Raw genomic sequence first — 12,868 nt, 5'->3', positions numbered from 1 at the left:
TTGTGGCGACACTGCGGGTGGCAAGCGGGCAGGACAAATGCTATCGGTTGCAGATGAAAGCAGATTCCCTTCCCGAACAACAGACACTGGAGCAGGCCAGCGCCCTGCCTCTCCTGCCCCGCACGATTGGATGGGCAGAGATCAATAGCGGCACCACCAATCTCGACGGCCTGCAATCCGTTGCAGGACTGCTCGCCGACGCCTTTTCGGTATTGCCAGGCGACGCCAGGCTGGTCGATCCCGATCCGGTCGAAGCGGTCCGCGCGGATGGTTCCGTTGATCGCGTTCAGCGCGGCCAGCATCTAACCGTCTCGGTCCGACCGGAGGCACCGGTCCGGATCCTGCTGACCGGCCATATGGATACGGTCTTTCCGGCGGACCATGCCTTCCAGCAGATCAGCGAGCTGGACAGCGGCGTGCTGAACGGCCCGGGCCTGGCCGACATGAAGGGCGGGATTTCGGTCATGCTCGGCGCTCTGCAATTGCTTGAGCAAAGCCCGCTGGCCAGCCGGATCGGCTATGACGTGATGATCAACAGCGACGAGGAAGTGGGCTCCGGTTCGTCCGCCTCGCTGATCCAGCGACTGGCCAAGGGCAAGGCCGCGGCCCTCACCTACGAACCAGCCCTGCCCGACGGTACGCTGGCAGGAGAACGCGGCGGCAGCGGCAATTTCTCGATCATCTTCACCGGCAAGAGCGCCCATGCCGGGCGCAATCCGGACGAGGGTCGCAATGCGCTGATTGCAGCGGCCGACATGGCCCTGCAACTCAAGGCGCTGCACCGGGACGGGCTGAGCGTCAATCCGGCGAAGATCGACGGCGGCGGCCCGAACAATGCGGTTCCCGATCACGCGATCCTGCGCGTCAATTTCCGGCCAAAATCGCTTGCTGATCAGGACGAGGCGCAACAGGCCCTGGACCGTCTGGTTGCAGCCATCGCCAAAGCCCATGATCTGGGCGTCCATTGTCACGGTAGGTTCGGGCGGCCGCCCAAGCCGATTGACCCGCAAGCTCGGAAGCTGTTCGGCCTCGTCAAGCAATGCGGAGCGGACCTGGGCCTGGATATCAGCTGGCGGGGGACTGGCGGCGTCTGTGACGGCAATAATATCGCGGCTTGCGGCATACCGGTGGTCGATACTATGGGCGTCCGGGGCGGAGCAATCCACAGCTCCGATGAATTTCTGATCACGGAAAGCCTGGTCGAGCGGACGCAATTGTCGGCGCTGACCATCATGCGGATCGCCGAAAAGGGAGGATTATGAGTTTCCGGATACGCGCAGCGCAGGTCGATGACTTGCAGCATCTCTACGAAATGGCGAAACTGACCGGAGGCGGCTTTACCAATCTGCCTGCCGATCGGGACTCGCTGACTGCCAAGCTGGAGCGGTCCGAAAGCGCGTATCAGAGCACGGCGGAGCAACAGGGCGATGACCTGTTCATCATGGTGCTGGAAAATGTCGAAACCGGAGCAGTGCGGGGTACATCCCAGCTGTTCACCAAGGTCGGCCAGACCTGGCCCTTCTATTCCTATCGGCTGAGCACCCTCTCGCAGACCAGCAAGGAGCTGGAACGCACGTTCAGCGCCCAGATGCTGAGCCTTGTCACCGACCTCGAGGGAGCAAGCGAAGTGGGCGGGCTTTTCCTGCATCCGGGGGAGCGCGCCGGGGGGCTGGGCATGTTGCTGGCCCGCAGCCGCTATCTTTTCGTCAAGGAGCACCGCTCCCGCTTCGGCGACAAGATTTTTGCCGAATTGCGCGGCGTGATCGACGAGGCGGGCGGTTCGCCCTTCTGGGACGGACTTGCCGGCCGGTTCTTTGGCATGAGCTTTCAGGAAGCCGACTATTTCAACGCGATTCACGGCAACCAGTTCATCGCCGACCTGATGCCGAAACATCCCATATATACAGCGATGCTGAGCGATTCCGCGCGCACCGTGATCGGCGTGCCGCATACCAGCGGCCGAGCGGCGATGCGCATGCTGGAAAATGAAAATTTCTCCTATGACGGCTATGTCGATATTTTTGACGGCGGCCCGACGATGGTCGCGAAAACCAACGATGTCACCAGCGTCCGCAATTCGAAATTGGCAGCGATCACGGCCATCGAGGAGGGCGATATCAAGTCGATCATATCCAGCGGATCGCTGGAAAAATTCCGGGCGGGCTATGCGATGATCACCGAAAATGACGGGGGTGTCGCGATCGATCGGCAGGCCGCAGAGACCTTGGGGCTCGGCGTCGGGGACACGATCTGGCATATCCCGCGATGAGCAGGCTGGTGGAAATAAACTTCGACGGGATCATCGGACCGAGCCACAATTATGCGGGCCTGAGCTTCGGCAATATGGCGTCATCTTCCCATGCCGGCGAAACAGCATATCCCCGCGAAGCGGCGCTGCAGGGCATCGAGAAGATGCGGCATAATCTGGACCTTGGCCTCGCCCAGGGATTTTTCATGCCACTGGACCGGCCCAATGATGCATGGCTGAAAAATCTCGGAACGACTGTCGGCGAGACCGAGGCGCACCTGCGCGCCGCCGCCCTGTCCGCCTCTTCAATGTGGGCGGCCAATGCCGCAACCGTTTCACCTGCCCCGGATACGCAGGATTCGCGATGCCATCTGACCGTTGCCAATCTGCAAACCATGCCGCACCGGAGCCACGAATGGACAGGAACGTTGCAGCAGCTCGGGATTGCCTTTGCCGATCCGGTCCATTTCGCTGTGCACGCGCCCGTGCCACAACCATTTGGCGACGAAGGGGCCGCCAATCACATGCGGCTGTGTGCGCGCCATGATGACGCAGGCGTCGAAATATTCGTATATGGCGTCTCAGGCGGCCGCTTCCCCGCGCGCCAGCATGTCGAGGCCTCGAAAGCGGTTGCGCGGCTCAACGAAGCCCAATCAGTGCTGTTTGTCCAGCAGTCCGAACAGGCGATTGCTGCTGGGGCCTTTCACAACGACGTGGTGGCTGTGGCGAACGAGAATGTGCTGTTTGCCCACGAGCAGGCATTTGAAGATTCGGCTGCATTTTATCAGGATTTGCGTGACCGGCTGCCGGAGACCGAGATTATCGAAGTGCCTGCAGACCGGGTCAGCCTGGCGGACGCCATTGCTTCCTATCTGTTCAACGCGCAGCTGGTGACACTCCCCGATGGAAGCGGCATGGCGCTGATCCTGCCCACCGAAGCCCGTGACAACCAGCCGGTGTGGAGCTATCTTCAGGACCTGGTTGCCGGCAATGGTCCCATTCGCCGTCTTTGCCCGGTCGATGTCAGGCAATCCATGGCCAATGGAGGCGGACCTGCCTGCCTGCGCCTGCGGGTTGTGGCTGATCCCGCGACCGTGGACGAACGGTTTCTGGCCAGCGCCGAGAAACTGGACATGATCGCTGACATCGTCAGCGACCATTGGCCCGAAGCCATCAATCCGGGCCAACTGTCCGATCCGGCGCTGATCGGTTCCATCCGGCAGGCACGAACCCGGCTGCTGGAAAGCTGCCGGCTGGCCGAGCTGGACAACTGAGCGGTCGCCGCTGTCGGGTTAACTTACAGTTTACCATTTTGATTTTCACAGAATCCCGGTTTCCTGCGCTTGGCACGGCGCTTGCTATTGAAAGAGCATGTGGAACAAGATCCGACGTCTCTTTGTAATCAAGACCAAGTTCGAGGCCTTTCTCATCACCTATGCATTGGCCACCGGCGCGGTCGCACGGGGCCAGGTCTATCTGGCTCAATATCCGGGATGGGGTGGGAAAATGCTGTTTCTGGCGGCAACGGGCGCGGTTTTCATGGCCGGCGCCAAGATGATCGAAGCGATCGAACTCAGCCGCGTCTACAATTCTGACTATTAGCGGTGCCGGCCAGCCAATTGCGCTGAGCGGTCACCGGATTCGGGGAAAGTGGAAGGCTTCTGTTGCCCGGTGCCTTCCAAACCGCTGAATTCCCTTCTGTTGCCCGGTGGGTTCAACCGCGCGTAGCTTTCTAACTTAAGACCGTGAGGTCAATGGGTTAGGCAGCGATAGCGAGTGCTTCATTATCGTTTGCACTTATAGGTTTTGAGCAATCACGGCATACTCAGGCCGGGCAAAAATAACGTTTTTGAACACCCGTCGATCCTAGTTCGGCCCCATCAACAAAGGCGTCCTGCAAAGCTGCAAATCGCCTGAAATGGTGGAGCCGCCGGGTACTGCCCCCGGGTCCGCTGCGTCTATTGCACATCGCAATTTATCGCCATATCCGGTCGAAACCGGCAGGACCTATATAGGGGTTTAATTCTGAATGAACAGTGCACAGACAAGAAAAAGGGCCAACCGGTTACCCGGTTGACCCTCCTCTAGTTCCCCAAAGGGAATTCGTGATTACTGGGCGAGAGCGCCTTCTTCTTCGTCAGCTTTCTCTTCCAGGACGTCCGCCTTGTCTTCCATGGCGTCCGCCTTTTCTTCCATCATTTCTTCGCCAGCTTCGGTGGGAGCGGCATCAGCGGCTTCGTCGAGCCGGTCCGCTTCCATTTCGGCTTCCTGAGCCTGGACTTCGGTTTCGGTTTCAGCGCCGCTGGTGTCTTCCTGCGCGCAGGCGCTGAGCGCCAGAGCTGCAGTAGAAGCGGTCAAAATCATCAGTTTACGCATGTTAATCCCTCATTTATTTGAAGGAGCAAAAGAAGCCCCTCAGCGACACAACTACACCCTTCGGCAATGGTTCCACAACAGTAAAAAAAAGGGCCAACCGTTTTGCGGTTGACCCTCCTCTAGTTCCCCAAAGGGATATCCAGATATTGCGAGCTTACTCGGTAACAGCTTCTTCTGCAGGTGCAGCAGCTTCGTCTGCAGGAGCAGCTTCAGCGGTTGCTTCTTCAGCTACCGGAGCAACTTCTTCAGCAGCCATTGCGTCTTCAGCAGGTGCAACTTCTTCGGTCGCAACTTCTTCAGTTACAGCAGCATCTTCAGCTGGAGCATTGCAAGCAGTCAAAGCGAGTACAGCTGCGGTTGCAGCGAAAACAGCGATCTTACGCATAATAATCAGTCCCCTATGGAAGTTCAATTCAGCTGGGAATCATTCCAGCTGAGCGGGGCCTATAGTAGTGAAAATTACGGCTGTATCTGAAAAAATGCAGCCCCAATGCAACCCATTATAATCATGCGATTATTTTTGCATTATCGCGCGTTTTTTGCGGCGTTTTTCCAAGTCTCCCATGTAAAATAAGCGGCCCCGTGTCGTCCCGCATTTGACGGCATTTTGCCCGCGCTGCGCGGGTGGCCGCCAGCGAGGATGACACAGGCCGGTTCCAGCCGCTATTTTCTGAGGCTGTCCCTTATTTCGGTCAGCAGATCAATCTCGCTGGGTCCTGGATCCGCGGCTTCGACTTCCTTCTTCGCGATCACCTTGTTGGCCGCGCGAACGATCATGAAGATGATGAAGGCGAGAATGACGAAATTTATCACCACGGTCAGGAACTGGCCCCAACCGAGCATCGGTACGCCGGCTTCCTTCAGCGCCGCATAGTCGGTCATCGAGCCGGCATAATCGGCCGGCGGCGACCCCAGGAGAATGAACAGGGAGGAAAAATCGGGCGCACCGACAATCGCGCTGACCACGGGCATGATCACGTCTTCGGTCAGTGACGTGGTGATCGTGGCAAAGGCGGCGCCGATGATCACGGCGACGGCTAGGTCAAGGACATTGCCCTTGAGGATGAATGTCTTGAACTCTTCTATCATAAATATCTCTTCCCGCTTGCAAAGCGCGGTAAATGTATGAAAATTATCATATTGTCGAGCGCAGCCGTTGCAAAAGCGCCCCCGCGCGCCTATTTTTTACAAATGGAGCGGCGCATTGCCGTCTGGATGGAGGGTATTCGAACATGCTGAACAAATGGATCAAATTTCTGGTGGTACCGGCCGTGGCGCTTTCGCTGAGCGCGTGCGGGATCAACAGCGTGCCGACGGCAGAAGAAAATGCCAAGGCGAAATGGGCCGATGTCGAAAGCAGCTATCAGCGCCGCGCCGATCTGATCCCCAATCTTGTCGAAACCGTGAAGGGCTTTGCCACCCAGGAGCAGGACACGCTGACCGCCGTGGTCGAGGCGCGTGCCAAGGCGAGTTCTGTCCAGGTCAGCGCCGATGATCTCGAAGACGCCGCCAAGGTCCAGGAATTTGCCGCAGCCCAGGGTGCGCTGTCGCAGGGCCTGGGACGCTTGCTGGCGACCGTGGAAGCCTATCCCGACCTCAAGTCGAACCAGAACTTCCTAGCGCTGCAGAGCCAGCTGGAAGGCACGGAAAACCGGATCAACGTGGCCCGCCGCGATTATAACGAAGCGGTCCGGCAGTATAACACGACGATCCGTACCTTCCCCGACATCATCGGCGCGAAGATCATTCACGGAGCCGAGCCCATGACACCGTTCCAGGCGACGACGGAAGGCGCGGACGAAGCACCCGACGTGCAATTCTAGAAGTGCTCTCGCTGCGATCCGTTCTGCCGATTAAAGCCATATTTGCCGGCCTGGCTATCGCCTTTGTGGCGATGGCTGGGCCGGTTTCCGCACAAAGCTTTCCCGAACTGACGGGCCGGGTGGTCGATCAGGCCGATCTGCTGGATCCGGCGCAGGAGGCGGAGCTTACCGCCAAGCTGGAAGCGCTCGAAACCCAGTCCAACCGGCAGCTTGTCGTGGCAACGGTCAACAGCCTCGAAGGCTATGATATCGCGGACTATGGCTACCAACTGGGCCGGACCTGGGGCATCGGTCAGGATGGCGAAGGCGAGGCCGAGAAGGACAATGGCCTGATCCTGCTGGTTGCGCCAAACGAGCGCAAGGTGCGCGTAGAAGTGGGCTATGGTCTCGAGGGCATCATGACCGATGCCCTGTCCAGCATGGTCATCCAGAATGATATCCTGCCGCAGTTTCGCGACGGCAATATGGCGGGCGGCGTCATCGCCGGCGTGGATCGCATTTCCTCGCAGCTCACGCTGCCCGAAGACGAGGCACGGCTGATCGCGCAGGATGCGGAACAGCAGACCGGTAAAAGCGACGGCGAGAATATCGGTCTGATCATTTTCTGGGGCTTCATTCTGATCTTCTTCGTGATCATCCCGATGTTCTCGAACCGGGGCGGCAAACGCTATCGCCGTGGCGCCGGTCCGGTTGTCATCTGGGGCGGCGGCGGATTCGGGGGCGGCAGCAGTGGCGGATTCGGGGGCGGAGGCTTTGGCGGCGGCGGCGGCAGCTTTGGCGGCGGCGGCGCATCGGGGGGCTGGTGATGAGCAAAGTCAACCAGTTCACGCCGGATGATCACCAGATCGTAACCTCGGCCGTCTCTTTGGCGGAAAAGTCGACCGACGGCGAGATCGTCACCATCGTGACGGGCGAGTCCGACTCCTATGGCGATGTCGCCTGGGCGATATCGGGGCTGGTGGCGCTCACGGCGCTGCTGGTGGTCAGCCTGTTTCCGGAAATCTATCTGCAAGGCATCGACTGGCTGGCCGGCGGCTGGAGCGGCATCACTGCCCTGCCTTATTGGGCGTTGTTCGTGTTCGCCGCGCTGAAATTTTTCGGCACCCGGCTGATCCTGATCTGGAAGCCGCTGCTGTTTGTCCTGACCCCGCCGCCGATCAAGAGAGCACGGGTGCGCCGGCGGGCGGTATCCCTGTTCCGGGTATCGACCGATCATCGGACCGTCGGCCGTACCGGCATCCTGCTCTATCTGTCGATGCGCGAACATCGCGCGGAAATCGTGGCTGACGAGGCGATCACCGCCAAGGTCGAACCGGCGATTTGGGGCGAGGCCATGGTCGCGTTGATTGATCGGGTCCGGGCCGGACAGCCGGGCGAAGGCATGGCCGAAGCGGTCCGCCAGATGGGTCTGGTGCTTGCCCAGCATTTCCCCAAGACCGACCAGAATCCCAACGAACTGCCCGACCGGCTGATCGAACTTTGAGCGCCGGCGAGGACCAGAAGGTCGAGGTCATGTGGGAAGGCCGGTTCATCACGGCCAAGCGCGAAGGCAAATGGGAATATGTATCGCGCAGCCGCGGCATCAAGGCAGCGGTCATCCTTGCGATCGACGACGGTCATGTGCTTCTGGTCGAGCAATATCGCGTACCGCTCGGCAAGGCCTGCATCGAGCTGCCGGCCGGGCTGGTGGGCGATCATGACGAGAATGGCGACGAAGACAGCGCGGTCGCGGCGATCCGCGAGCTGGAAGAGGAAACCGGATATCGGGCCGCAATCATGGAAGATTGCGGCGAATTTTATTCCTCGCCGGGCATGGTTTCGGAAAGTTTCTCGCTGTTCAGGGCAAAAAATCTGACCAAGATCGGTGAAGGCGGCGGTGTCGATGGCGAGGATATTATTGTCCACCGGGTGCCGCTGGCGCAGCTGGACGAATTTGTCGCCCGGAAGCGCCGCGAGGGTGCCGGGATCGACGTCAAACTGCTGTTGCTGCTGCAGCCCCGCTGACCCCTTTCATGGGACCGCGACGGAACAATGCTAGCGAAAATTGTCGGCGTACGCCTGAATCTTGAGCGTCTTGTGCGGCGTCGGGATTACCGCATAGACGATACCATGCTTGTCAGCATAGGCCCTGGCCGCGTCACAGGTGGCAAAGTTCAGCGTCACCTGCCGCTGCGTGTCGCCCGATCCCGCCCAGCCGGTCAGCGGGTCGGGCTTGCGCGCTTCCGCCGGCTCAAACTCGAGCACCCACTTGTGGGTCAGCGCCCTGCCCGACTGCATCGCGTTTCTGGGATTCTGATAAATTCGTGCGGCCATCTTCTGTTCCTGTCCTGAAACGCCTCAATAGGCGCGGGATATGGCAAATTCAACTGCCTCGGTCATCGCGTCCTTGGCTTTTCCCGAAGCAAAAATACCCAGCGCATCAATCGCCCTTTGACCATAATGGCGGGCCCGGGACATCGTGTCGGTCATCGCGCCCGTCGCACGAATCAGGCTGGTCGCGTGCGCGAGGTCCTCGTCCGCCGACTTGTGCCCGATGATCGCATCCTTCCAGAATTTGCGATCCTCCTCGCTGCCCCGCGAATAGGCGAGAATGACCGGCAGGGTCACCTTGCCTTCGCGGAAATCGTCACCGGCATCCTTGCCCATGGTTTCCCGGTCGGAGCTATAGTCTATGGCGTCGTCAACCAGCTGGAAGGCGATACCAAGATTGCGGCCATAACTGTCGAGCGCCAGTTCGATTTCGTCGTCGCATTCGGCTACCACCGCGGAAATGCGGCTGGCGGCGGCGAACAGGGCCGCTGTCTTGGCACCGATGATATCGAGGTAGCGGTCTTCGCTGGTCTCGATCTTGCGCTGTGCGGTGAGCTGATTGACTTCGCCCTCGGCGATTACTGCCGACGCGTTGGACAATATTTTCAAAACTTTCAGCGAGCCATCCTCGACCATCAGTTCGAACGAGCGGCTGAACAGAAAGTCGCCGACGAGCACGGTGGCCGGATTGCCGAAAATGAGGTTGGCGGCGGTTTTCCCGCGCCGCATGTCCGATCCGTCGACAACATCGTCGTGCAGCAGGGTCGCGGTATGGATAAATTCAACCGCCGCCGCGAGCTTGAAATGGCGATCACCGGGATAGCCGATCAGCTTTGCCGCCGCGAGGGTCAGCATCGGGCGCATGCGCTTGCCGCCACCGGCGATGAGATGTCCGGCAAGTTCCGGTATCAGGGGGATTTCGGATTGCATCCGGTCGAGAATGACGCTGTTGACGTGATTCATGTCGCTGGCGACCAGTGACATGAGGGGTTCAAGCGAAGGCGTGGTGTCCCGCCCGAGATGATGGACCGTTGCTGACATGTTGCACCGGATGTGGCAAGTCACTAGGGATAAGGCAAGTTAAATAACGCCACAGGGGATTGCGTTGCGCGCATGCGGGACGGAAACTCCGGTCGGCCGAAACCAGGCGACAAATAATGGACAAAACACTGCAACAATTCCGCGAAAGCATCAACAATATCGATGCTGCGCTGGTGTTCATGCTTGCCGAACGGTTCAAGGTGACCCAGGCCGTGGGCGAATATAAGGCGAAGAACAATCTGCCCCCTGCCGACAATGCCCGGGAGAAAGAGCAGATCGCCCGGTTGCGCCAGCTGGCCAGCGACGCCAATCTCGATCCGGAATTCTCTGAAAAATTCCTGCGCTTCATCATCGACGAGGTCATCCGCCACCACGAACAGATACGGCACGACGCGGGCTAGAATATTACCCTCTCGAACAGGGCGGGCTGAGCAAATCGTTCGGAGAAGGCGACCGCTATATTGAGTTTGCCAAGCATAGCGACGGGCTTTCAGATGCGATCGGCGGGAACGCTAGGTTAGCGACATTTCAGACTTGGGCAATCTAAGTCGCACCAGCAAGCCGCCGAGGTCCTCGCTTTCTTCAAGCGATACCGATCCGTCGTAAATTTCCGCGACATCCCGGACGATGGCCAGACCGAGCCCGGTTCCCGGCTTGCCGCTGTCGAGCCTCGCACCGCGGTCGAATATCCGCTGCCGGTCCTTTTCGGGGATACCGCGCCCGTCGTCTTCGATCAACAGCTCGACAACTTCATCCCGGACTTCGACCGTGACAAAGACACTGCCGCCACCATATTTGGCCGCATTCTCCACGAGATTGCCGATCATTTCGTCCAGATCCTGGCGCTCGACCGAGGCGACGGCGTCCTTGTCGCCGTCGATGTCGATCCGGACGTGCGGATAAAGGCGGCCCACGGCGCGTTCAACCGCTGTCAGGCTTTGCCAGACCTTGGCGCGACTGTGCGCATGGCCGCGCCTGCCGACGGCACGCGCGCGGGCCAGATGGTGATCGACCTGTCGCCGCATCACGCCAGCCTCGCGGATTACCGTGTTGGCCAGATCATCGGCTTTGGCGGTGGCGCTGTTCATGATCACGGTAAGCGGGGTCTTCAGCGCATGGGCGAGATTGCCGGCGTGTCGCCGCGCTTCCTCTGCCTGCTTCTCGTTATGGTCAAGCAGCGCGTTGAGCTCGTCGACCATCGGTGTCACCTCGTTGGGCATGGGCTCCACGACGCGCCGCTGCTGGCCGGTGCGCATCGCCGCAATGGCGATGCGAATCTTGCGCAGCGGCCAAAGGCCGTAGAGTGTTTGCAGGGCTGCCATGCCGATCAGGCCGAGGGCCAGAATCAGGAAGCTGTTGATCAGTATCGACCGGATGTTGGTGATCTGGCCATCCAGCCCGTCGCGGCTCTGCGCCACCTGGAACAGCCATTTGGTGCTGGAATCCGGCAGGATTATGGTGCGTTCCAAAACGCGCAGCGGCTCGTCTTCGAACTGCTTGCTGTCGTAGATGTGGGTCGCGCGATCATCGTGCGTGATGTTCGATTCCAGGGTGCGGTCCCACAACGAGCGCGAGGGGAAATCGTCGTGCCCCTGGCCGCTGATCTGCCAGTACAGGCCGCTGTTCGGTTCCAGAAAACGCTGGTCGCCGAGCGGTCGATTGAGGAATACCTCGCCATCGGGTCCGATTTCGGCCGAAGCAATCATTGCGGTCAGCACATATTCCAGCTGATTGTCGAAATTGCGCGTCACCGCATCGTTCAACACCCGGTCCAGCGCAAAGCCGCCGCCGAACAGCAGGATCACGATCCAGGCTGCGGCAATTCCGATCATCCTCCGGCCCAGGGAACCGGTGGTCTGCGTGCCTAGCCGAGAATGGTCTGTTGTTGCCTCTTCATCGACCGGAATATCTATCTGGCTGGATTCATTCAGGCTTCGGGATCCTCTAGACTATAGCCAAGCCCCCTGATGGTCGAAATGACGTCCGCTCCCAGCTTCTTGCGGATGCGGGTCACGAAGACCTCGATCGTGTTCGAATCGCGGTCGAAGTCCTGGTCATAGATATGCTCAATCAGCTCGGTGCGCGAGACGACCTTGCCCTTGTGGTGCATCAGGTAGGACAGCAGCTTATATTCCTGGGCGGTCAGCTTAACCGGACTGCCGTCGAGCGTCACCTTGCCGGATCGCGTATCGAGACGCACATTGCCGGCGGTCAGTTCGGACGATGCATTGCCCGAGGCGCGACGGATCAGGGCGCGCAACCGGGCGATCAGTTCCTCGGTCTGGAACGGTTTCGCCAGATAATCGTCGGCACCGGCGTCGAGCCCGGCCACCTTGTCGGACCAGCTGTCGCGGGCGGTCAGCACCAGCACCGGAAAATTACGCTCTTCCTTGCGCCAGCGATCAAGCACGGTCAGGCCGTCGATTTCGGGCAATCCGAGATCGAGGATCACCGCGTCATAGTCTTCGGTCGAACCCATGAAATGGCCATCCTCGCCGTCTGTCGACAGGTCGATGGCATAGCCGTTGGCCTCCAGCGTCGATTTGAGCTGCTGGCCGAGCGTGGGTTCGTCTTCAACGATCAAGACGCGCATGCATGTCCTCCGAATTAGTGCTTTTCATGGGGCATAGCCTATATCACCATGGCGAAAACGCACAATGGTTTAGAAAGTGCCGGATTGGGGAAAAGAAGTGCCGGAGAATATTGGCGGATGGTCAGCGACTCTGCCGCAAGATATTTCCGGTGCGGCCATCCACATCGACGAATATCACCCGCCCGTCGCGAATGAATTTCAGCCGGTAGACCTGGGCACCGGGATCAAATTCCGGCCCGATATATTCGCTGCCGGACATCCTGGGCAAAACCCGGTCCTCGATAGACCGGATGGACTTCACCTTTCCCGCCATCATCTGCGCGCGCGCCTCGTTCTGCTCGCCGCGGCGATCCGCGGCAGCAGAGGCGTGCGGTACAGACGTCACCAGGCCAAGCGCCAGAAGGGGCAAAAAGATGGAACTTTTCAACATGGGTACCCTTCTAGCCTTGGCGGTTTTAACATCAGGTGAATGGCGCA

17 protein-coding genes and 1 other RNA gene are annotated in these 12,868 nt (G+C 59.6%); 9 read left to right on the top strand and 9 right to left on the bottom strand.

Features of this window, described 5'->3' with window-relative positions:
* The first annotated feature begins 53 nt into the window (after positions 1-53).
* From V7650_RS02150 to V7650_RS02135, 4 genes are all read left to right on the top strand, one after another.
* The gene (locus V7650_RS02150; RefSeq protein ID WP_335654935.1) at positions 54-1,262 is read left to right on the top strand and encodes a hydrolase; all 1,209 of its coding nucleotides are present in this window, start codon (positions 54-56) and stop codon (positions 1,260-1,262) included.
* Positions 1,259-2,269, top strand: coding sequence for an arginine N-succinyltransferase (locus V7650_RS02145; protein WP_335654595.1), 1,011 nt, complete (start codon positions 1,259-1,261; stop codon positions 2,267-2,269). The genes V7650_RS02150 and V7650_RS02145 overlap by 4 nt, the downstream gene beginning before the upstream one ends.
* Complete coding sequence (locus V7650_RS02140) at positions 2,266-3,522, top strand: N-succinylarginine dihydrolase (RefSeq protein WP_335654594.1); 1,257 nt, start codon at positions 2,266-2,268, stop codon at positions 3,520-3,522. Before V7650_RS02145 ends, V7650_RS02140 begins: the two co-directional genes overlap by 4 nt.
* A gap of 97 nt (positions 3,523-3,619) precedes the next feature.
* Complete coding sequence (locus tag V7650_RS02135) at positions 3,620-3,850, top strand: hypothetical protein (RefSeq protein ID WP_335654593.1); 231 nt, start codon at positions 3,620-3,622, stop codon at positions 3,848-3,850.
* An 85-nt stretch (positions 3,851-3,935) separates the two neighbouring features.
* Here the strand turns inward: V7650_RS02135 and ssrA are convergent.
* The 4 genes from ssrA to mscL form a co-directional block, all read right to left on the bottom strand.
* Positions 3,936-4,288, bottom strand: a transfer-messenger RNA (tmRNA) gene (ssrA, locus tag V7650_RS02130).
* 69 nt (positions 4,289-4,357) lie between these two features.
* A complete protein-coding gene (locus tag V7650_RS02125) occupies positions 4,358-4,624 on the bottom strand; it encodes a hypothetical protein (protein WP_335654592.1) in 267 nt (88 codons plus the stop codon).
* A gap of 154 nt (positions 4,625-4,778) precedes the next feature.
* Complete coding sequence (locus V7650_RS02120) at positions 4,779-5,009, bottom strand: hypothetical protein (RefSeq protein ID WP_335654591.1); 231 nt, start codon at positions 5,007-5,009, stop codon at positions 4,779-4,781.
* Between the two features lie 278 nt (positions 5,010-5,287).
* Complete coding sequence (gene mscL / locus V7650_RS02115; protein WP_335654590.1) at positions 5,288-5,713, bottom strand: large conductance mechanosensitive channel protein MscL; 426 nt, start codon at positions 5,711-5,713, stop codon at positions 5,288-5,290.
* A 143-nt stretch (positions 5,714-5,856) separates the two neighbouring features.
* Between mscL and V7650_RS02110 the strand changes: the two genes are divergently transcribed.
* From V7650_RS02110 to V7650_RS02095, 4 genes are all read left to right on the top strand, one after another.
* The gene (locus tag V7650_RS02110) at positions 5,857-6,447 is read left to right on the top strand and encodes a LemA family protein (RefSeq protein ID WP_335654589.1); all 591 of its coding nucleotides are present in this window, start codon (positions 5,857-5,859) and stop codon (positions 6,445-6,447) included.
* 71 nt (positions 6,448-6,518) lie between these two features.
* A complete protein-coding gene (locus tag V7650_RS02105; protein ID WP_335654934.1) occupies positions 6,519-7,253 on the top strand; it encodes a TPM domain-containing protein in 735 nt (244 codons plus the stop codon).
* Entirely contained in the window at positions 7,253-7,930 is a 678-nt protein-coding gene (locus V7650_RS02100) for a TPM domain-containing protein (protein WP_335654588.1), read from the top strand. Before V7650_RS02105 ends, V7650_RS02100 begins: the two co-directional genes overlap by 1 nt.
* A gap of 29 nt (positions 7,931-7,959) precedes the next feature.
* A complete protein-coding gene (locus tag V7650_RS02095) occupies positions 7,960-8,451 on the top strand; it encodes an NUDIX hydrolase (RefSeq protein WP_335654933.1) in 492 nt (163 codons plus the stop codon).
* Between the two features lie 30 nt (positions 8,452-8,481).
* On the opposite strand, the gene V7650_RS02090 is transcribed toward V7650_RS02095, so the two are convergent.
* Together V7650_RS02090 and V7650_RS02085 are read right to left on the bottom strand one after the other, a co-directional pair.
* Positions 8,482-8,760 (bottom strand): ETC complex I subunit, encoded by a 279-nt coding sequence (locus V7650_RS02090; RefSeq protein WP_335654587.1) that lies wholly within the window; start codon positions 8,758-8,760, stop codon positions 8,482-8,484.
* Between the two features lie 24 nt (positions 8,761-8,784).
* Positions 8,785-9,798, bottom strand: a complete 1,014-nt coding sequence (locus tag V7650_RS02085; protein WP_335654586.1) for a polyprenyl synthetase family protein — start codon at positions 9,796-9,798, stop codon at positions 8,785-8,787.
* 116 nt (positions 9,799-9,914) lie between these two features.
* Between V7650_RS02085 and V7650_RS02080 the strand changes: the two genes are divergently transcribed.
* The gene (locus V7650_RS02080) at positions 9,915-10,199 is read left to right on the top strand and encodes a chorismate mutase (RefSeq protein ID WP_335654585.1); all 285 of its coding nucleotides are present in this window, start codon (positions 9,915-9,917) and stop codon (positions 10,197-10,199) included.
* A gap of 111 nt (positions 10,200-10,310) precedes the next feature.
* On the opposite strand, the gene V7650_RS02075 is transcribed toward V7650_RS02080, so the two are convergent.
* The 3 genes from V7650_RS02075 to V7650_RS02065 form a co-directional block, all read right to left on the bottom strand.
* A complete protein-coding gene (locus V7650_RS02075) occupies positions 10,311-11,630 on the bottom strand; it encodes a sensor histidine kinase (protein ID WP_335654584.1) in 1,320 nt (439 codons plus the stop codon).
* 95 nt (positions 11,631-11,725) lie between these two features.
* Entirely contained in the window at positions 11,726-12,391 is a 666-nt protein-coding gene (locus tag V7650_RS02070; protein WP_159640791.1) for a response regulator transcription factor, read from the bottom strand.
* Positions 12,392-12,512: 121 nt separating this feature from the next.
* The gene (locus V7650_RS02065) at positions 12,513-12,821 is read right to left on the bottom strand and encodes a PepSY domain-containing protein (protein WP_335654583.1); all 309 of its coding nucleotides are present in this window, start codon (positions 12,819-12,821) and stop codon (positions 12,513-12,515) included.
* Positions 12,822-12,868 lie beyond the last annotated feature (47 nt).

It is taken from the genome of Parasphingorhabdus sp. (assembly GCF_036964565.1).
Taxonomy (GTDB): Bacteria; Pseudomonadota; Alphaproteobacteria; order Sphingomonadales; family Sphingomonadaceae; genus Parasphingorhabdus.
Note: the sequence above shows the minus strand (reverse complement) of the source record. Positions and strands in the feature narration are given on the sequence as shown.